The sequence below is a fragment of the Psychromonas sp. MB-3u-54 genome (assembly GCF_002836415.1).
GTDB lineage: Bacteria > Pseudomonadota > Gammaproteobacteria > Enterobacterales > Psychromonadaceae > Psychromonas.
This window is the reverse complement of the sequence record NZ_PJBP01000123.1, coordinates 25,884-44,392: the sequence shown is the minus strand read 5'-3', so window position 1 is coordinate 44,392 and position 18,509 is coordinate 25,884. Positions and strand designations below refer to the sequence as shown.

Here is an 18,509-nt window from a genome sequence, read left to right as displayed (position 1 = left end):
TTTAAGTTGATATCCTTCACTTTTATATTTGCTTAGAAAGCTCTGCCGTTTATCAGAGATTTCTGCTTTGCAATTGTTCATTTTTTTATTGTGACGCCTTAAAAATCGATCATATTTCTCTGGATAGGTCCGCTCATAATAATCTTGTCGAACCTGCATATAAGGTTCATGTTTGTACCCACGAATTCTTATGTTAGGCGCAGAGAGTGTCTTTTGGGGTGGTGTAAGCCAAGTTCCCTCCTTACCAACATAGCCTTCAGTAATCGCGCTTGCGCTATAGGCCCAGCCTTCTGCCGAAAATGACCACTGTAACGCTCGTGGAACGACATCAACCTCACAAGTACTGGAATCCCGCTCCGTTTCACTGGCAAGCGCTATTCCTCCTTTATAAGATTTGATTTCCCAAGCTTTAAACGGTATTAAAATTTCACCAGACAAGGATACTACGCCTTGTGTACGACCACGTGTTTCAATTTTAAATTTCTCGGCTTCGTTACTCTGCGTCTCTCCCTGTGAGCCTCCCTGCCAAAAAGTATCATTGGATTTCGAAGCGACTTGACCGCCATCATTCCAAAAATTATCACTGTCCGTTATCTGGGGCTTTATTTCCTCAGTCTCAGCTTTAGTTTTAATGCCAACTTGAGATTCAGATTCCACAATCCCACCGTTGTTCCAAAAATCTGATGCAGTTTCAGTAACAGGTGTTTTTTCACTCCCCACATCCTTTTTCTTACACGTCCATGTTAGCGGGTTGTCAGTATATTCACGGCAACCATTTTCACGGTACATCAAAGTATCGTAAATCGATTTAATTTCTTTTTCTGGAATTTGGATTTCCGATATTAGCGCATTACGAAACTCAACTGTGCCCGTGTTAATAAAGGTCGCTGCCAGTTTCTTTTCCACCTCCTTTTTCGATAATCCGTAGCCCTGCCCAAAACCGGGCTTAACAGCATAGCTAGTAAACTCTCTAAAACCATCAGGTGGTGTACCGGAACTCATGTTTTCGCCATCGCCCCCAGAACGGACGACCATCAATTCTACGTCTTTGATAACTCTGCGGTAAGTAAACTGGCCGCCTTCAAAGAAAGTCCCATAACCACTAATAGGCTTGATTATCGACATAGCTCGTAATGTGACGTCTACGGTAATCTCCATATGCAGGGGTTGTAGATCGTCATAACGTGCCAACAGATCCGGGTAGAGCTTGAGAGCACGGCGGTGTAAAAAAATCGAATATCCGTAGTACAACTCAACTTTAATTGCGTCTTTGAGCTTCCATCTCAAAGTGTGATAGTAAACAGGCTCCCTGAACAGCCACCACCAAGTAATATCGAGTTCGGTCGACTCAATAAACCCCACCGATTTTTCATCTCCGCCTGCAAACCCATAAGCATTTATTGGAAAAATCGTGGTGTGAAACTTACCGTCTTTTTTTTCAGCAGTCACCAGATCTTGTGCATGGGAGAGACTTAACGCTCCGAAGAGAACAATAAAAGCCACAGTATTGCGTTGAAAACATCGCAAGCTATTGATTTTAATTCCTAATGTATACAACCATAAGTTAAAAGCCATCAATCCAACATCACCTAAGAATGTAAAAAATAAAGTAGTAAGTAATCCCTATATGATTAAGATACAGGAATGGGGTCACCCATTAGTAAGTTCTGGTCAAGCTGGTATGTAAGTTTCCTTGGTTTTTTTACCAAATATTTAATCGTACATGAACCGTTAATTTGTTGCTTATTAATACACCCATTAGTAAGTTCTGGTCAAGCTGGTATGTAAGTTTCCTTGGTTTTTTTAACCAAGTATTAAATCGTACATGAACCGTTAATTTGTTGCTTATTAAAATAAGTTTTACCAATTTTTTGGACACGTTTTGAATGGCACGGATATACCATTTGACGCGACGCCATCCGTAATGCTGAGGCTATCATTTAACCCATTAATTGAGCCAGCCCATGTGTCTGTACCGATACAATTTGTTGATATCAGCGAACTTATATCTATCGCCGCTAGAGAAAATAAGTTGCCGCAACTAACGTTTGAGCCAGCACCACCGGATATAGCTCCATTGGCGAAAGCGGTGCCAATGAAAGATGTTTGGGCCCCAAGCGTTACAGCACCTCCGGTATTCCATATCACACTAGCACCAGCACCTGCGTTAGTTATTTCGAACATGGTACTAGCACCCACCGACAGAGCCCCACTGAAATTAAAAATCCATAAAGGATTTTCTTCACCTTTGCCATCAAGGGTAATGGTTGACTCTGCAGTGATAGTCAGCGCAGAGCCTTCATATACGCCAGGTTCAAAAGTATAAGTGCCCAATGTTGTAGGCAGAGAAAAATCACTGTAGAGGCCAAATAAAATTACCTGCGCACTCGTTATTTGTTCAATGGCTTTTGCGGTGTCTAATGTTTCTTTATAGGCATCTATACTCGATGCCGTATTAGTGTAGGCTGTGGTACTATTAGCCCCTGTTCCGGTGATTATCCCCGTTGCATAAATATCTCCTACAGAGGCACCATCGCCCAAACTAATGGCGGTACCAGAGTAGAGGTTTGCAGCGCTTCCTGCCGCACCTATTACAACAGCGGCACCAGCATATATGTTGCCAGCGGTACCATCAGCACCTATACCAGCGGCTTCACCAGCATATATGTTGCCGGCGCTAGAGCCAGCACCTGTAGTCACCGCGGCACCCGCATATAGGTTTGCAGTTTCAGCCCCAGCCCCGAGATTAACCGCCGCTTGTGAACCGAGATCATCACTGACAAAGCCATCTGCTTCTATCGTTATTGCCGCAACAGCAATTGCTGAGTAACCGATCAAGTCAGGACCTACCAGTGAGTCGGCTACCGACACGGTTGAGTTGATTAATAATATGCTGCATAAAAAAATAGTTGACTGTTTGTTATTCATATACCTGCCCCTAATTGAAATATAAACTCTATTGATATTTTTCCATTATTATCGTTACCAAATCTTCTTGACCGTCCTAGCCGCGATAAGGGGTTGCCGTATGCCGAAAATTTAGACGAGTGAAACCACGAGAGGACATGAGATCCTCATCGCCACTGATAAACTTATCAGGTTACAAACCTGTATAGCGAGATTCATGCCAGTTTATTGTGTCTTTTAACTCATTGATTTATATTTATTAATTATATTTTATTTTTATATGTAGCTATTGGTAGATAAATTTACACATCAATTTTCGCAATTTGCTATGCAATTTGCTAATGACGGGACCTATGTTAAAAAATATCCACTGACAAGCTTAACTTGTTCATGGAATGGACTGGTGATAATGCCAAAACTGATAAAACGAGGCTTTATTGATTAATTGTTCAGTAGTTATTTCAGTTTTACTGAGCTATGTACAACAAAGTAAAAATGTTTTTATTTGTTTTTTGATTCATTCACTGATTAAAAAAACTAATAAGTGAAAATAGCTTAAGAATGTGCCATTGTGAGATGGAACTATCTAAGTAACGAAGGAGATATTGCCAATGACCAGACAAACTAATGCAAGTATTTTATTTGTTGATGATGAGATAAATATCTTATTATCGTTGAAGCGTTTGGTTCACGATATGAATTTAGAGGTACATACCGCAATTACTGCAGAAGAAGGGTTGAAAATTTTGCAGAAAAATCACATTGATATCGTTATCTCAGATAAAAGTATGCCAGGCATGAATGGTAATGAATTCCTGGGAAAAGTTGCTATTGAATGGCCAGACACGGTAAGAATTATGATTACCGCCTACACAGAACTGACTGATGTGATAAGCGCAATAAACGCAGGTAAAATATGGGGGTATATTAAAAAGCCCTGGGATAACAAAGAGTTAAAATTAAGCATACAGCAGGCCTTGATTTTTCGAGAAGTTCTTGCGGAGCGAAGCTTACTGCGTCACACCCTCGATCAGGTGCAAGCCAAACGAAAACGTCACTTTCAGCATTTTATTGGTCAATCAACTGCGATGCAATTTGTTTACGATGCCATTGAACGTTGTGCAGTAAGTTCTGCATCGGTATTTATCACTGGACCAAGTGGCTCAGGTAAGGAACTTGCCGCTGATGCCATTCACAATTTAAGTCTACGAAAAGATCAACCCTTAATATGCCTTAATTGTGCAGCGATACCGCGCGAACTGATGGAGTCTGAAATATTTGGCCATATCAAAGGCGCGTTTTCTGGTGCAATATCAAACCGTGATGGTGCCGCAACACTTGCTCACAATGGTACTTTGTTTTTGGATGAATTAGGTGAGATGGATATCGCTTTACAGGCCAAAATTCTGCGGTTTATTCAAACGGGTACTTTTCAAAGGGTCGGCAGCAGTAAAACAGAAAAGGTTGATATTCGATTTATCAGTGCCACCAACAGATTGCCCTTTGAGGCAATTTCTGATGGGCATTTGCGAGAAGACTTGTATTATAGACTCAATGTTATTTCAATTAACCTGCCTCCTTTATGCGAAAGAGAGGCAGACCCCAGTCAAATAGCTCAACATTTTATTAATCGCTTTAGTGATATCGAACAAAAAATATTTGTTGGCATGTCTGCCAATGCAGAAAAGTTGATCAATCATTACAGTTGGCCTGGTAATGTCAGACAGCTTGAAAATATTATTCACAGTGCCGTGGTGATGTCAGAAGGGCCTCTGTTAACCGAAAATAATTTGGCTCGACAGTTGCAATTAAATGAAGGACAGGTAAGTGAACTGATCAGTAAAAGGTCGCCATTAGATACTTATAGATTAACAGAACAATTGTCGGATGAGGAATCTACATTTTTGATCAACAACCCTACAGAGGTACACAGTTTAGCGTCAGTCGAAAAAGCGGCTATTGAACATGCTATTGCCGCTTGTGATGATAATATCGTTAAAGCGGCTAGTTTACTTCGAGTGAGTCCTTCTACCTTGTATCGCAAGATGCAACAGTGGCAAGAGCAGTAATAACGGCGCTTTAAACCTCAGTATCCATCTATTTTTCCTTTTGCTATTTTTCGCTATTTGCAATTTTTGATTTTTTGCAAATAGCAAAAACCCCCCTTTCTTTTGATTTAATTAAAAAATACTCCTTATAATTCAAGTGGTTAAAATTATTATGTACTTGGAACGATTCTTGAATTGTTTCCTATAATTCTCTTGATCAGGTAGGTGTTGTGAAATTTAGATTAATGCAAGGTGAAAACAGACGTTTACTTGATAACACCACTTGGTTGTTGCTCACGGAAATCGCTGGAAAAATTTCCAGAGTACTGGTGATCCTAGCATTGGCCGCTCATTTAAGTGCTATTGAATATGGCACCGTCATGCTCGCATTAGCCTGTCATGAGGTCCTCAAGCTTATGTTGCGCTCAGGTGCGGGCACACAAATTATCCAGTGTTCTGATGACAACCTCAAAGAATATGCTAAAAATGGCGCAATATTACAATGGGTCGTGTGCTTGTCGTTAGCTGGAATACAGAGTGTTTTGGCTAAGCCTATTGGCGATTTTTATAGTAACCCCGCGGTCACTCAATTGCTGGTCGCAATGGCTGGTGTCTATCTACTGTATCCGTTGGTGAGTATAAAAGTATTTTTAATTCACCGTGCAAGTAACATGCGTTTTTATAGTGTACGAAATGCCAGCTGTATTTTGGCTGAAAACCTAACAATTACGCTATTTGCAATCTTTGATTTTGGCATTATGTCGGTTGTCTATGGAAAATGGGTGTTTGGCCTCATGTGGGTATGCCTATTTTATTTTGCTCCGGTGAAACACTTTGGTATCGGCTTTGACCTCAGTACATTTTTGGTGCTTTGCAGAACCTCAGGTCAATTATTATTAACCGAGTTAGCAAGGGCTCTGCGTATGCAACTTGATATGTTAATTGGTGCTCGTTTATTAAGTCCAGAAATGTTTGGACTGTACAGTTTCGCAAAAAGTGCTGGTGTCGGCTTAAGTCAGTCGCTCAATAATGCATTTAACTCGGCGCTTTATCCTTACCTTTGTGATAAACACAGACAAGGTCAATTATCACAACATATTTGTTGGATCTACCTCGTTACTACTGCGGTTGCCCTGCTATTTTTGTTGCAAGCCATCGCTGTACCTTTTTACGTGCCATTGTTGTTCGACCAACAATGGCAACAGCAATATCTGGTTATTTCATTGCTATGTCTCGCGGCATTATCTGGACTTTACGTCGATACTCATTGCAATATATTACGATCGCAGGGGGCCTATCAATATGAATTATATGTCCGTTTGTTTTGTTTAGTGATTAGTACAGTGGGTTTACTGATTTTCCAAACAGAGACGCCAGAAACTTTAGCTTTAGTTGTGTTGGCAAATAGTACAACTTGGCTCTTGGTTTTATTTTTTAAGCCACCTATGAGCCAGAATATTAGCCCATTAAAATCACTTTCAATAAGGACTCAAACTAATGAATAAACAATCGTTACCGATAGTGTCAGTCGTTATTCCTATGTATAACGTTGAAGATCATATTCAGCAGTGTATTCAATCTGTATTAGCTCAAACGTTCCAAAATTTTGAAGTGATCTGTGTTAATGATGGCAGTACAGACAGTACACTTGATAAACTCAGGCAATTTAATGATCCCCGCATAAGACTTATTCAACAAGCCAATAGGGGATTGTCAGGTGCCCGTAATAGTGGAATTCTTGCCGCGAGGGGGCTCTATGTTGCTTTGCTTGATGCCGATGACTTTTGGGCACATGAAAAGCTAACTTACCATGTCAATCATTTGAATAGTCATCCCAATGTAGGCGTAAGTTATTGCCCTTCTTTATTTGTCAATGAACAAGGTACACTGATGGGAATAGGTCAATTTCCTAAACTAAAAAAGCTCACTTGCAAGGATATCTTTTGCCGAAATCCGGTTGGTAATGGTTCTGCACCGGTGATCCGTCATCGACTGCTTCGAGAAATGACTTTTGAGTGTCCCAAAACTGGCCATATCTCTGTATTTGACGAAGAGTTAAGCCAATCTGAAGATATTGAACTTTGGCTTCGGATCGCATTACGTGAAAGGTGGACATTTGAAGGTATTGATGTCCCTCTCACCTATTATCGAGTAAACGAGAGTGGACTCTCGGCCAATGTCACCAAACAATATGCTAATTGGTGTTTAGCCGTTAAAAAAAATATCGTCGGTCACGAAGAATTCTTTGAACGTTATCTGGCTTTGGCTAGAGCCTATCAACTTCGTTACCTTGCTCGAAGAGCCATTCGTTCAGGCAATAGCTGGAGTGCCATTAAATTAATCCACAAAGCGCTAATCACTCACCCTAGAATAATTATTGAAGAACCGCTCCGGACACTTTCAACATTTTGCTTTGCATTAATTTCAATATTACCCCGGTCGTTTCATCGTATGTTGGAGAATATAGTCATGAGTTATGTTAAGTATCGTGGCCATGGTATACGTTAACTACTTATAAAAAAGGAGTTTTTTTGAATACTAAAAGTTCGATTAGGCAAGATCCCGATATCATGAATTTCCTGAGCCGGCTACCTCAGGTAACTGCAGCCAAATTTACTGATAGCCAACTCGAACATATTAAAGTGGCCATAGGAACCGCCAAGTATCGTAAACATAAAGTCGATGTAAGAGGTACCATTCCTATTTTTTTTACAGAATACCGCATCTATTATGTGTTGTTAATGGGGCTTAATTTACGTTCGCTTAATCGGCGAGAAAAATCATTAGCCCTAGCCGCATTACTCCTTATATTTAGCGTGTTCGTGTTACTCAGCTCGCTATGTGGTTTGGTTATTTTATATCTGCTCAAATCAGCTTTGGGTATCGATCTGTTGGAAGGTTTTTCAATAGGCTTATGGGGTTGGTTTAATGGCACCTAAGGAAATATTATTAAGCTAGAATAGTTTCATTAAAAACGATTGAAATACTCAGTACTATTGAGTGTTTTAATCGATTAAGCTTGTTTATCTGTTGCCAAAAGTAGCCAATATCCTTATGCCATAGTCAAATGGCAGAGAAAATGCTTTTGAAGACTCTCCGGTGTTGTTTTGACAAAAGCTTTTCAGTGCCGACAACTTCTATACTGGCCCAATAAACTTGGCAATGAGTATATCTTTTAGTGATAACACATTCTTAACACGCCAAATCAACCAGTATCGGGTTTGACTTGCGTAAAAACTCAGTCTGTCCATTAATGGAAATATCATCTTTTTATTGTCGCTATAATAAAAACAGTCATCGGCCTGTTTTAACCAGTCATCATCTGATTTGTTTTTAACATGTAAAAAACTAAAAGGGTTGTTTAGTCGAATTTCTCTGCGCATTTTTATCTGTTCTGGCGTGCGTTGGGCGTAATGCCGACAAATGGGTGACGGATGATACAACTTTTGACAAAATGACGGTACCTTGCCACTCATATCTTCTGGCCAGCTTTGATCAGGTGAGTTTTTGAAAAAACGCGGTTCACGCCAGTTTATTCGATAATAACGACGTCGTTCGGAAACCGATAGTGTCTTATCTTCTTTTTTGTATGCCGCTAAGTCATTGTCAGTGAAATAAAACTGGGCTTGCCATACGCGCATTTGATTTTTTTTACCTTGCATGGCCTTAATTAACATTGGGCGGGGATCGTCCGTTAGCATTTCATCAGCATCTAAAATATACCACCAATCCGATGCCAAAAAGCGGGAATGAAACATATTATAGATTCGATTTCTGAATTGATTTCGGTAGATTTCACCGCTATGGGCGGCGATGACGACTCTCGGATCCTCAAAGGCTTTGTTGCATATCAGCTCCCAACTGCCGTCGGTTGAGTCATTATCAAATACATAGATATTGTCACAAAAGCGCAGCGCGTTGTTGAGCGTTTCTAGAATGATATCAACTTCGTTTTTAATGATGCAAATGGCATTTAATTTCATAATATTACCTGCTACTAAAGTGAGTTTATATTGATAGATGACCCTTTAAGCTGAGTTAAATATGCTCGTGGGGATGAGATAAGTTTCATAAATAACCACAGATAAAAGCCAACGAAATGAAAAGGTTTAAGCTTACAGCATGGATATTTCAATAACTGCTGTGCTATCACTAGGTTTCCAACCCCTAGATTTAACTTAACCAACTGACAGATATGGGCTGCACAGTAAGTTAAAATAGCTTCATTTAAGTGGGCATCGTGAGACTCATTATCTACCCAGTCGACTAGTCGCTTCGCAAAGGGCAATAAGTCATTAGGCAGGTGTCTGTCACAGGCTCTGTTTTCACTGTCTGTGTGATACTTCAAGAGGATTAAAGGTGAATAAACAATACTTGCCCAAAGGGCAACTTGGGAGAATAATGCTTGATCTTCCCCCATAATTTCACCGACAGGAAACCCGCCAACTTGCTTAAATAAACGACGCGTTATAACAGTACTTGATACCATGAAAGGCAGATCACCATGCCCTGCAATGGTAAAATAATTGTCAAGTACAGATCCTCGAGGGGGGATATGACCAATAGCAAGTTTTGGGTCGATAAACACATCATGGTTACACACTTTCTGGTAATTGCTTGCAAAGAATTCGTGCCCCGGGAAGCGCTCAATCAATTTACTCATTTCGAGTAAGAAAAAGGGTGACCATTGGTCATCTGCGTCAATGAAGGCGATATGTTCATATTTTGCAAGAGAAACCCCATAATTTCTGGCCGCTGATACACCTAGATTTGCTTGTTTGACTAACCTGACTTGCGGAAGGTTAAGGGCTAACACTTTTTCTGCGCTGTCATCGGTTGAACCATCGTCAACAATAATAATCTCTGCGGCTTGGAAGCGTTGCTTAATAATTGAATCAAGGGTTCGACAGACACTTTTAGTCTTGTTGAATAAGGGGATTACGACTGAAAACTTTATTTTATTCATAATATTACCTCCAATTTAATAATGTGGCCTTAATAGCCTCATCGGTATTCATCGTGGGCAGAGTGAAACCGATACCAAGACCTTTTGTTAAAGTGTCAGTCAAGATTTTAGGACAAAGATCTCCCGCATCAAATTGGTACTGTTCAGGCACACCGACTTGCTGACACCAGCGCTTGCACTTTTCATGATAAATTATCGATATAGCGGGCGTATTCGCCAGATAAGAAAGGATCGCCGAGTGTAACCTCATTGACACCGTTACTTTAAACCGGGCCATTCGTTGCAATACTCGAAATGGATTGGGGTCATAGGGAATATGGACAACTGGGATATGGTCGGGTAAGCCAGCGATTATTTGCTGATGAAGATGAAAATCACCAAAGACCGCATGACCATTAAAATCTAACAAGTAAATGTCTTCATTCGTGTTTTGCCAGGTTTTTTTAATCGTCTCAATGGCCATTTTGATGTGGCGACGTTCATTATCGACATTGGTATGGCCAAAGGCGTCTATCGCCTGCTGACAAAAATTGAACATCACTCCTTTGCGCTCTATTGCCACTAGACGATTTGATTGATGACATAAGAGTAATGGCGCAAGATCAAAGGTTAGTTTTACGTTAGCCTGTGGTGCAATGGCCGTCGCTATCTCTAAACTGTTGGCATCTCGTACACCAACAAAACCACATTCAGATAAAAATTTAGCACAGGCTTTTTCTGCATTAATTGATTCAAATGGCTCAATACCTACACCAACACAGCGGCTTGATTTAGCGTTGGTTAAAGCGAGCAGGTGACGTTTAAATTGGATGTCCTTTTCACTATGTAAAACCGAACCACCACCAAAGATGATATTTTCACTTAGCAAAGCATTCTTATAATGCACAAGACGATGATGACCACGAAATTTAGCGGTAGGGTAAGCGGAAATGTCACCAAATTCTGGACAGCTAATGTTGGAGGCACTGCTGACTAAGTCTCTTTGATACCCTAATATATGACGTATTGCCCATCGGCTTGTATAAAGTAAAACGTCGTCACCGGTATTATTCATCCCATAATAGCCCGTAAGATAAGCATTGAATTTTTTAAACATGTGCACCTCTGACTTGAAGATTTTTAAGTACCATGCCGAGCCAAAATAAGGCCGGCCAATATAAATAGGCCAAAATTTCAAGATTTTCAAAAAAACTGTAGCAGATCAAAACCAACAACATACAAAGTGCTGAGCGTGCTTGAATGTTGTTATGAGCAAAAATGAAGAGATACAAGGTGCTCAAAACCATGGGGATGGCCAATGCCAAAAGCCCTACCAGTCCTTTAACGAAGAGCAAACCATACCAGCTGTGATGTGAACCAATAGGCATGAACTCAACAAGTTTTGGCCCTGACTCAACTATGCCATGTCCCCAAATGGGAGCTTCATCACGCCAGCGTTGAACGGCAAGGTTTTCAAGCGTAGCCCGCACCCGTGTCGATGCGGGACGCGCTTCTTTAACTTGTTGAAAGATATCCATTACTGATTCATATAAAGGTTCACCTAAGAGCATCATAATAGGTAACAGCAGTCCAATAGAGACCAGTAACCAGGGGTTGTTAACTTGGTTGGCCAGCATGAAAGTGGGGACAATTACGATAAAAATAGCCCAGCCTGCGCGAGATTGTGACAATAATGCCATAACAATACAGCCGGCAAGGCCCCAATTACGGTAGTTTTTGTCTTTTTCTTGTAAGCAAAAGATAACAAAAAGGCAGCTAAGTAATCCGGCAGCAGTAGCCCAAGGTGCAAAGAATTGCCAACGGCCAACAGACGATTCTGGATTGATTTGGTAAAGGCTGACCATAAAAAAATTCTCCCCTGAGCCGCCCAAAATTTGCAGGGGAGAGACAAATAATTTACCTGGCAACCCCGTCATGTAAATTAACCATGTTATTACGCCAAATATAGCGCTATGTTTAGCAACAATGCATACGACTCGTATCAATGCTTCGGGTTTAAGCTTGACGATTGCACCTAGCATTGGAAACAACCCCAGGAGTGCCCAGCCCTTTGCCCATCCAACGGTGCTTTTGATCGTTTGACCGCTGCCTAAAGACCATTGTCCATGTGCGACCCAAAGACTTAGCAGCATCACTAACATCCCCATGACCCAGACCCAAACTAGCACTGGAAGACCAGTAAACGAATTTTCACCTTCAATAAAAGCTCTCAGTGAAACCAGAGCTAGTACTGTCCAACCCAAAACAGAGCCTGTGATATAGAGTCCACCCATCGCATATATTGGATAGGTAAATAGCAAAGCCCCAACAATTAGCTTCTTTTCAAAAGTACTTTGATAATGCGTCTGCGATTCCATAAGACGGTTACTCCTGAAGTAAGGAAAATGAAACCCACTATACCCGCGGCCACTCCAAGCTCAGGAATGGGGCTGTTTTCTTTAGTGGGTAGCGATGGTTCTGTTAGTAGCTGTAGAACAGGGTATGAGGCAAATACATCCGCTTTACCTGCCTCTAATCTCGCTGCAGCAGAGGTGAAAATAGCTTCAGCTAAATCAAATCTACGCTGCAATTGATCTAGTACCGCAGACTCTCGGGCGAATATTTTTAACTGATCACTGAGTTGTAATTCAGAGCGCTGTAAGTCATTTATTTCTGCCTGAATACCTTGTTGACGAGCTTTAGCCTCAATTAAAGCAGCAAACATTTCGGCACGCTTTGGATTGATTTTAAGATCAGAGTGAGCAAAGAAATTCGCAGCATGTGGACCCGCCAATTCGTTACTTCTGCGCAGCAATGCTTGGCGGGCCCCATCATAACGCTGTTGCTCAGCAATCACTTTGGGGTGACCGATTCCCCAGCGTGATTGATACTCTAAAAGTTGAGAGGTACTGGTATCAAGCTCATTAAGTAAAGCTCTAAATTCAACATCTGATTGCAATAACAAAGCCTTACCGGCTAAATTTGACGATACACCTAAGTTTTCGCTCAAGCCATAACTGTAATCGCCAAGATTAGCAGCTTGGGCTTTTAGGTAGAGCTGTTTTTCTTTAATACTTTGTAAACTGGTCACCAGTAACACGAACTGATCTTGGGAGACTAAAAAAGAGTCTTCTTGGAACTGTAAAATATTGGCGCGCGCCTCGTTTAGCTTAACCCGATAGTCATCAAGCACTCCCTGAGTACTTTTATCTCGACGTCTGATTTCATCGGCTCTCAGACGATTTAATTCTTCTTGTAAACTTTGATAAAGCGCCCAAGCTTTTGCGTTCGCTTGTTTAGCACTAATACCAATGATGCTAACGGCTAGAATTGAGGTTTGGGCGGTTAAATTTACCTTTGGTAGTCCATAGCTAAGTGCTGACAAAAACATTTTTTCACGAGCTAATGCCAATACGCCGCGGCTTAATAGCATTTCTTTGTAATTCACTCGTGGGTTGTATCCGCCACCCGAGAAAGGTGCGCTGGTAGTTGATACCACCTGACCAACATTATCGATAGAGACACTCGATGATGTGCCAGTTCCGGGTAAGACTAATTCCAATTCACTTTTATAAACAGGCGCTTTGCCCAAGTATAATAAAACCATGAGCGTAATTAATAAATATCCTCCTAATGTAAAAATTAAATACGGCGATTTGACAAAACGATAAATTGTAGTTCTAAAACGGTTGCTAGGGGGTGAAATAACGATGGGGAATTGCATCATAAAGCGTCCTAAAATAACAAGGTAAATGGAGTTATTACATCTAAAACAGTTCGTGCTACTTCGCGCAAATTGGTTATGCTAGAGTCGTAACAAGCAATGGCATCATTAGGCATAACGTAAGGATTAATTTCATCACGATTGGCTTGTCTGACCAATTGTTCTACCGAACGCTCAATTACCTGAGTTTGATTTGTCATCGGATTGATACTCGCCAACATGACTTTACGTGAGGCATTAGTCCATTCTTTTCCGCCAACACAATTTGCTGATACAGCAGCTTGAAGCAGTTTGGTTCCGTAAGGTAGATTGGTGGAATATTTGTTGACCGCTGCACCGGAATTACTCTGTGCGGAATCAATCAAATTGGACATAAAAACGCGAAAACCTTTTGGAGTTATTTGACTGGGACGAACTAGGTGGGATTGAAAGCATCCTGTACTTGGCACTATTACCTGATCACCGGCAATCAATGGATAATCTTTGACCGGTAAACCAGTTAATATTCCGGTTAAATCAACTTCAATCTGCCAGCCCTGACGAATCAGTATAATTTGGTCTAGTTTGGCGTCAGGTCGAATCCCCGATGCAGCCCGGAGCGCTTCTGAAAGTAATCTTTTGTTGCTGTAATCGCCACTAGCGTTGATTCTCTGATCCATTTTTCCTGTCGCACTTTTGTCATTAATTAAGACCCTTCCCGGTTGGAAAACAGCACCCGTTACTGGAATTTCTATGGCAGCTAAGTGGAGAACTTTAACATTTACGGTTGCGGTGGCTGAGCGAAAAATATGGGCTTTGATCAGTGCTAATTCGATCTGCTTAGACAGATCTTTAGGCGACATGCCAGATGCATCTATTGCATCAAGTATTGGTAAGGTTAATAGTCCAAAATTATCCAATACATAAATACCGTTAAAGCCTTCGCCATATTCCATCATAATTTCTAACATATCTCCGGGGCTAAGAGGTAAGGCATTACGTGAGGGATGAATATTGGCAGGCAAGGGTGTCTGGCTGGGTGATGATGATAATATCGGTTTGTCTACCCGGTAATTCAGTGGCGCAGAAAACTGGTCTTTATCAGTACAGTTTAATTGACTCTCAAACGCTTTGGCGGGGATGCTTTGTTGAGTGAATAGCTCACCATGATCATTCATCGCGCCGTAAAATCCTGATGAGTGATTATTTATTGCTTGTAAGCTATCACGGTTGGTACAACCACTTAAGGTAGCGACAGCTAATAAACCACCGACTAACATCGCCTTTAATCGGGTGTTTATGTTAGGCCAAATATTTTTCATCAAATATTCCCTTTATTAGTATTGGGACAAATCTATATAGATATTCATTGCACAAATTAGGCCAATAATAATTAAAAATAACTAATTGTTTTATAAGTGTTTATTTTTTTAAAAAATTGACTTTCGCATTTTTGGAAGTATTTAAAACGTATTTTTTTAATTTGCGAAAAATAAAAAGTAAAGATTATAGGGGATTGAGGAGTCATTAAGGCGTCTATTTTAGATAAAAAATAGAAACAGTAAAATATATTCTCGGAGTTGGTAGACGATATGAAAAGTTTTAACCAATAACGTTGGCGATGTTTTAGTTAACTGATGCTGCACTGTGATTATATCCAGTTCGTTAAGTGAGGTTATTATGAATAATTCATTTAAACAACTCGAATGAATGGTCAGTGAACTATCGCTTGATAAAAAGCATTTATTAGTCAAATTGTTAAATGGTCAAGTATCAGGCCAAAGTTGCCTTGATGTATTAACTGGGCATCAAGATAGCGTATCTACTTGCCCACATTGTCACTCTCCAAGCATCAAACGAAACGGGAAAATAAATAATCGTCAACGCTACCTCTGTAAAGCATATTCAAAAAGCTTTATGTCTACATTCAATACACCTTTTTATCGACTAATAAATCCTGAAAAGTGGTTAAACTATTTCTCCTGTATGCTTAATAGTTTGACCGTAAGGCGTAGTGCAGCTTCTTGTGAAATCACCAAAAACACTGCTTTTCTATGACGACATAAATTCCTCAAGCTACTAAATATTCAAGATAATACTCATTTATCCGGAATAGTTGAAATGGATGAAATATTATTTAGGTACTCAGAAAAGGGAAGCAGAAAATTATCCCATACAAAACACCATCGAGGTGTAGATAAAGCGGGTAGAGGCCGTGCTAAAGGGGATTGGGTGGCTGTTATTGTCGCTCGAGATAGGCAATATAATACGTTTGATAAATGTTTAGATAGTTCGACAGGAGAAGCTTTCTAGCAGTTATTAAACAAACATATTGATAAGGATTCCGTTATTTGTAGCGATGGCTTTCGATCATATAGAGTATTAACTAAGAAATTAGGTATGGGTCATAAAGCGGTTAATTTAACCAAAGGTATTCGTGTTATTGAAAAAGTATTTCATATTCAAAACGTTAATGCCTACCACGGTCGACTTCATGGATGGATGAATCGATTTAATATTTAATATTTAGATAATTATTTAAGTTGGTTTAGGTTTTTTGAATCTAACAATAATCCTAATGAAAACAGCCTGTTATTATCACAGACACCGTTAATTGGGAGGTCGCCAATAGCGTTATATCTGACAAAAATAAGCGATGTTGATATCGCTTATTAGTTCACCATTTTATGCGATTAATAGGCCCCCTCAGCTGACAACACAACAGGGAAGGTAGCCAGTATGATCTTTATATCCAATAGGATACTCTGTTGCCAAAGATAACTCTTATCCAGATCAACTTGGGTGTCAAAATTGGTGTCAGCTCTGCCTGACACTTGCCATAAGCCAGACAATCCTGGTATACCATTAAGACGGCCCAAAGCATTGTATGAATATTGATCAACTTCATTTGACAGTGCAGGACGAGGACCGATTAACACCATATCACCGATGATAACATTGTAAAGCTGGGGTAACTCATCGATAGAAAATTTGCGAATGAACCAACCGACAGTGGTAATACGCGGATCCTTTTTATACTTTTTACAGACACCGTCACGATTACTTTGACTTGGATCAGGTTCGTGGTAGTTTGGATCACTTTTAAGATACATCGAACGAAATTTATACATTTTAAAATGTCGCCCATATTTACCAATACGGTCTTGACTGTATAAAAAACTTCCCTTACTTTCCAAACAAATAATGAAGGTGGTAATGAGTAAAACCGGTGTCAGTAGGATTAATGTCACTAAAGCAATTAACCGTTGGATAAACAGAGGTATGCCACGATGTTGACCCAACATTAGCACCTGTTTGGGCAATGCGGTACTGTGTATATCTTGGTCTGTTAAACTATTTAGATAAAAAAAATTGGTGATATTCATCATTAATATCCTCAGCTTGCTTGATTAAGTATAAAGGTACGGAATAAAAATAAAGGGTTACCTATAATGTAACGAGTGAACTTGGCTTTAGGTTCCTGGATAAGGCGCCATATCCATTCCATGCCAAGCTCTCGGAGCCATAGTGGAGCACGAGATATCCTTCCAGAGTAAAAATCGAATAAACCGCCAACCGCTAGAGCCGTCCGACATTTAATGAGATCTGCATGTTGAATGAGCCATTTTTCTTGGCTAGGTGATCCCATAGCAACGAGTAAAATATCTGCCTGGGATTCATTGATTTTTTCAATCACTTTAAGAGAACTGTTTACCTCAAAATAACCATGTTCGCTGCCAGCAATGCGTAGGCCTGGATATTGCTGGCAAAGGTTTTGGGCGGTAGCTTTTGCGATACTAGGTTTGCCCCCCAGTAAATAAATTGACAGACCTTTTGCAACAGCAGCCTTGCATAGGTATGGCAACATATCAGTGCCATTAACATTATCTTTAAGTTGTACCCCTATTTTTCTAGCAGCGATACGCATGCCTAAACCATCTGAAAAACAATGGTCGGCCTGACTGAGATGAGCTTTGAATTGAGGGTTTTTGTGCGCTAGGTTGACTGAATTGACATTAATAAAAAAACCGACTTTACAACCTTGCTTGATGGTCATTTCTAGTGGTTTAGTCATCACCCAATTTATGGCATCCGCCATGGAGTCGTTATGTATCTTTAGGCCAAAAAGGTAAAAAACTGTGGGGCATTTTAAGTGTAAGTTTTGCCCATGAAAAATTAATTGACTCAACACTCCTCTAACTAACAGTTTAAGGTAACTAGTTCGCGTTCCTTCGAATTGATTTTTAAGTAAAACAACTTTATTTACCGTGTGTAATCCACTGGACTCATGGATAGTTATTGCATCAAATAGACCGGCTGGTATATAGCTATAACAAGATAAAACCGCGCGATTTTTTCTCGTCAACTCAATGTTCATTGGCATACCACATAAACTAATACGTTTACTAAATACCGCCTCTAGTACCGCTATATTTTTCATTACACCTGAGCTGAAATGGTAATATTCAACCACTCGTTTTAAGCAATCCTTTTGTTGTACTGGTTGAAGTACTGATTTATTCTGAATAAGTGCAAGTAAGGTATTAACAAGAATAATGGGTAAGCACAGTACTAATAAACACACACTAATTGCTTGATTAAGTTCACACCCTGCATAGCGTTTATCTTGTGATCGATTTATCTCTAAATTATGACGCTTGCTCATTACTTGTATAAATTTAGATAACATACTTTTCTCCGATGACTGCAACTATTAGAGGTAAATAAGTCCAATGGTTGTCTGTGCTAATCTTTGATCAGTAACAATGCTTAAATGATGCCAACTTTTGTTTTCTTCTTAAGTCATTGTATTTTAATGTTATTTTTATATTTTATGTTTTTTTTTGATTATTTTTTAATTTTAATTATCATTTTAGAAATGCAACTTGAAAATATTCGTTAAATG

General features: G+C 40.0%; 17 protein-coding genes. 7 read left to right on the top strand and 10 right to left on the bottom strand.

What is annotated here, in order from left to right:
- Together CXF72_RS08785 and CXF72_RS08780 are read right to left on the bottom strand one after the other, a co-directional pair.
- Positions 1-1,578, bottom strand: a 1,578-nt coding sequence (locus CXF72_RS08785) for a hypothetical protein (RefSeq protein ID WP_157823222.1), incomplete at its 3' end; no start/stop codon positions are given.
- Positions 1,579-1,860: 282 nt separating this feature from the next.
- Positions 1,861-2,928, bottom strand: a complete 1,068-nt coding sequence (locus CXF72_RS08780) for an ice-binding family protein (protein ID WP_101038588.1) — start codon at positions 2,926-2,928, stop codon at positions 1,861-1,863.
- Between the two features lie 590 nt (positions 2,929-3,518).
- Between CXF72_RS08780 and CXF72_RS08775 the strand changes: the two genes are divergently transcribed.
- The 4 genes from CXF72_RS08775 (at position 3,519) to CXF72_RS08760 (ending at position 7,894) form a co-directional block, all read left to right on the top strand.
- Positions 3,519-4,976 (top strand): sigma-54-dependent transcriptional regulator, encoded by a 1,458-nt coding sequence (locus CXF72_RS08775; protein WP_101038587.1) that lies wholly within the window; start codon positions 3,519-3,521, stop codon positions 4,974-4,976.
- Between the two features lie 224 nt (positions 4,977-5,200).
- Positions 5,201-6,460 (top strand): oligosaccharide flippase family protein, encoded by a 1,260-nt coding sequence (locus tag CXF72_RS08770; RefSeq protein ID WP_101038595.1) that lies wholly within the window; start codon positions 5,201-5,203, stop codon positions 6,458-6,460.
- Entirely contained in the window at positions 6,453-7,463 is a 1,011-nt protein-coding gene (locus CXF72_RS08765) for a glycosyltransferase family 2 protein (protein ID WP_101038586.1), read from the top strand. Before CXF72_RS08770 ends, CXF72_RS08765 begins: the two co-directional genes overlap by 8 nt.
- 23 nt (positions 7,464-7,486) lie before the next feature.
- Entirely contained in the window at positions 7,487-7,894 is a 408-nt protein-coding gene (locus CXF72_RS08760) for a hypothetical protein (protein WP_232784925.1), read from the top strand.
- A 198-nt stretch (positions 7,895-8,092) separates the two neighbouring features.
- Here the strand turns inward: CXF72_RS08760 and CXF72_RS08755 are convergent, their stop codons facing one another.
- Genes CXF72_RS08755 through CXF72_RS08730 form a run of 6 tightly spaced genes read right to left on the bottom strand, consistent with a single transcriptional unit; the run spans position 8,093 to position 14,925 of the window.
- The gene (locus CXF72_RS08755; RefSeq protein WP_101038585.1) at positions 8,093-8,938 is read right to left on the bottom strand and encodes a glycosyltransferase family 2 protein; all 846 of its coding nucleotides are present in this window, start codon (positions 8,936-8,938) and stop codon (positions 8,093-8,095) included.
- Between the two features lie 14 nt (positions 8,939-8,952).
- Complete coding sequence (locus CXF72_RS08750; RefSeq protein ID WP_101038584.1) at positions 8,953-9,921, bottom strand: glycosyltransferase family 2 protein; 969 nt, start codon at positions 9,919-9,921, stop codon at positions 8,953-8,955.
- 4 nt (positions 9,922-9,925) lie between these two features.
- A complete protein-coding gene (locus tag CXF72_RS08745; protein WP_101038583.1) occupies positions 9,926-11,017 on the bottom strand; it encodes a polysaccharide pyruvyl transferase family protein in 1,092 nt (363 codons plus the stop codon).
- Entirely contained in the window at positions 11,010-12,278 is a 1,269-nt protein-coding gene (locus CXF72_RS08740; protein ID WP_101038582.1) for an O-antigen ligase family protein, read from the bottom strand. Before CXF72_RS08740 ends, CXF72_RS08745 begins: the two co-directional genes overlap by 8 nt.
- Positions 12,233-13,627: a hypothetical protein gene (locus CXF72_RS08735; RefSeq protein WP_232784924.1), complete on the bottom strand. Its 1,395-nt coding sequence runs from the start codon at positions 13,625-13,627 to the stop codon at positions 12,233-12,235. Before CXF72_RS08735 ends, CXF72_RS08740 begins: the two co-directional genes overlap by 46 nt.
- A gap of 8 nt (positions 13,628-13,635) precedes the next feature.
- Positions 13,636-14,925 carry a polysaccharide biosynthesis/export family protein gene (locus CXF72_RS08730; RefSeq protein WP_232784923.1) on the bottom strand — a complete coding sequence of 430 codons (1,290 nt, stop codon included), beginning with the start codon at positions 14,923-14,925 and terminating at the stop codon, positions 13,636-13,638.
- Between the two features lie 388 nt (positions 14,926-15,313).
- Between CXF72_RS08730 and CXF72_RS20230 the strand changes: the two genes are divergently transcribed.
- The 3 genes from CXF72_RS20230 (at position 15,314) to CXF72_RS20030 (ending at position 16,126) form a co-directional block, all read left to right on the top strand.
- Complete coding sequence (locus CXF72_RS20230; RefSeq protein ID WP_442966035.1) at positions 15,314-15,661, top strand: transposase; 348 nt, start codon at positions 15,314-15,316, stop codon at positions 15,659-15,661.
- 63 nt (positions 15,662-15,724) lie between these two features.
- Positions 15,725-15,916: a hypothetical protein gene (locus tag CXF72_RS08725; RefSeq protein ID WP_101038581.1), complete on the top strand. Its 192-nt coding sequence runs from the start codon at positions 15,725-15,727 to the stop codon at positions 15,914-15,916.
- 87 nt (positions 15,917-16,003) lie between these two features.
- Positions 16,004-16,126 carry a hypothetical protein gene (locus tag CXF72_RS20030; protein WP_269801169.1) on the top strand — a complete coding sequence of 41 codons (123 nt, stop codon included), beginning with the start codon at positions 16,004-16,006 and terminating at the stop codon, positions 16,124-16,126.
- A gap of 170 nt (positions 16,127-16,296) precedes the next feature.
- Here the strand turns inward: CXF72_RS20030 and CXF72_RS08720 are convergent, their stop codons facing one another.
- Positions 16,297-16,992 (bottom strand): sugar transferase, encoded by a 696-nt coding sequence (locus CXF72_RS08720; RefSeq protein ID WP_198552542.1) that lies wholly within the window; start codon positions 16,990-16,992, stop codon positions 16,297-16,299.
- A gap of 8 nt (positions 16,993-17,000) precedes the next feature.
- Positions 17,001-18,293: a WecB/TagA/CpsF family glycosyltransferase gene (locus CXF72_RS08715; protein ID WP_232784922.1), complete on the bottom strand. Its 1,293-nt coding sequence runs from the start codon at positions 18,291-18,293 to the stop codon at positions 17,001-17,003.
- Between the last annotated feature and the right edge of the window lie 216 nt (positions 18,294-18,509).

Excerpts from the sequence above, each read along its gene's own strand:
- CXF72_RS08750 (WP_101038584.1), bottom strand. The coding sequence starts at position 9,921 with ATGAATAAAATAAAGTTTTCAGTCGTAATCCCCTTATTCAACAAGACT.
- CXF72_RS08745 (WP_101038583.1), bottom strand. The coding sequence starts at position 11,017 with ATGTTTAAAAAATTCAATGCTTATCTTACGGGCTATTATGGGATGAAT.
- CXF72_RS08735 (WP_232784924.1), bottom strand. The coding sequence starts at position 13,627 with ATGATGCAATTCCCCATCGTTATTTCACCCCCTAGCAACCGTTTTAGA.
- CXF72_RS08725 (WP_101038581.1), top strand. The coding sequence starts at position 15,725 with ATGGATGAAATATTATTTAGGTACTCAGAAAAGGGAAGCAGAAAATTA.
- CXF72_RS08780 (WP_101038588.1), bottom strand. The coding sequence starts at position 2,928 with ATGAATAACAAACAGTCAACTATTTTTTTATGCAGCATATTATTAATC.
- CXF72_RS08715 (WP_232784922.1), bottom strand. The coding sequence starts at position 18,293 with ATGTTATCTAAATTTATACAAGTAATGAGCAAGCGTCATAATTTAGAG.
- CXF72_RS08720 (WP_198552542.1), bottom strand. The coding sequence starts at position 16,992 with ATGATGAATATCACCAATTTTTTTTATCTAAATAGTTTAACAGACCAA.
- CXF72_RS08770 (WP_101038595.1), top strand. The coding sequence starts at position 5,201 with ATGCAAGGTGAAAACAGACGTTTACTTGATAACACCACTTGGTTGTTG.
- CXF72_RS20030 (WP_269801169.1), top strand. The coding sequence starts at position 16,004 with ATGGGTCATAAAGCGGTTAATTTAACCAAAGGTATTCGTGTTATTGAA.
- CXF72_RS20230 (WP_442966035.1), top strand. The coding sequence starts at position 15,314 with ATGGTCAGTGAACTATCGCTTGATAAAAAGCATTTATTAGTCAAATTG.
- CXF72_RS08755 (WP_101038585.1), bottom strand. The coding sequence starts at position 8,938 with ATGAAATTAAATGCCATTTGCATCATTAAAAACGAAGTTGATATCATT.
- CXF72_RS08775 (WP_101038587.1), top strand. The coding sequence starts at position 3,519 with ATGACCAGACAAACTAATGCAAGTATTTTATTTGTTGATGATGAGATA.
- CXF72_RS08730 (WP_232784923.1), bottom strand. The coding sequence starts at position 14,925 with ATGAAAAATATTTGGCCTAACATAAACACCCGATTAAAGGCGATGTTA.
- CXF72_RS08740 (WP_101038582.1), bottom strand. The coding sequence starts at position 12,278 with ATGGAATCGCAGACGCATTATCAAAGTACTTTTGAAAAGAAGCTAATT.
- CXF72_RS08765 (WP_101038586.1), top strand. The coding sequence starts at position 6,453 with ATGAATAAACAATCGTTACCGATAGTGTCAGTCGTTATTCCTATGTAT.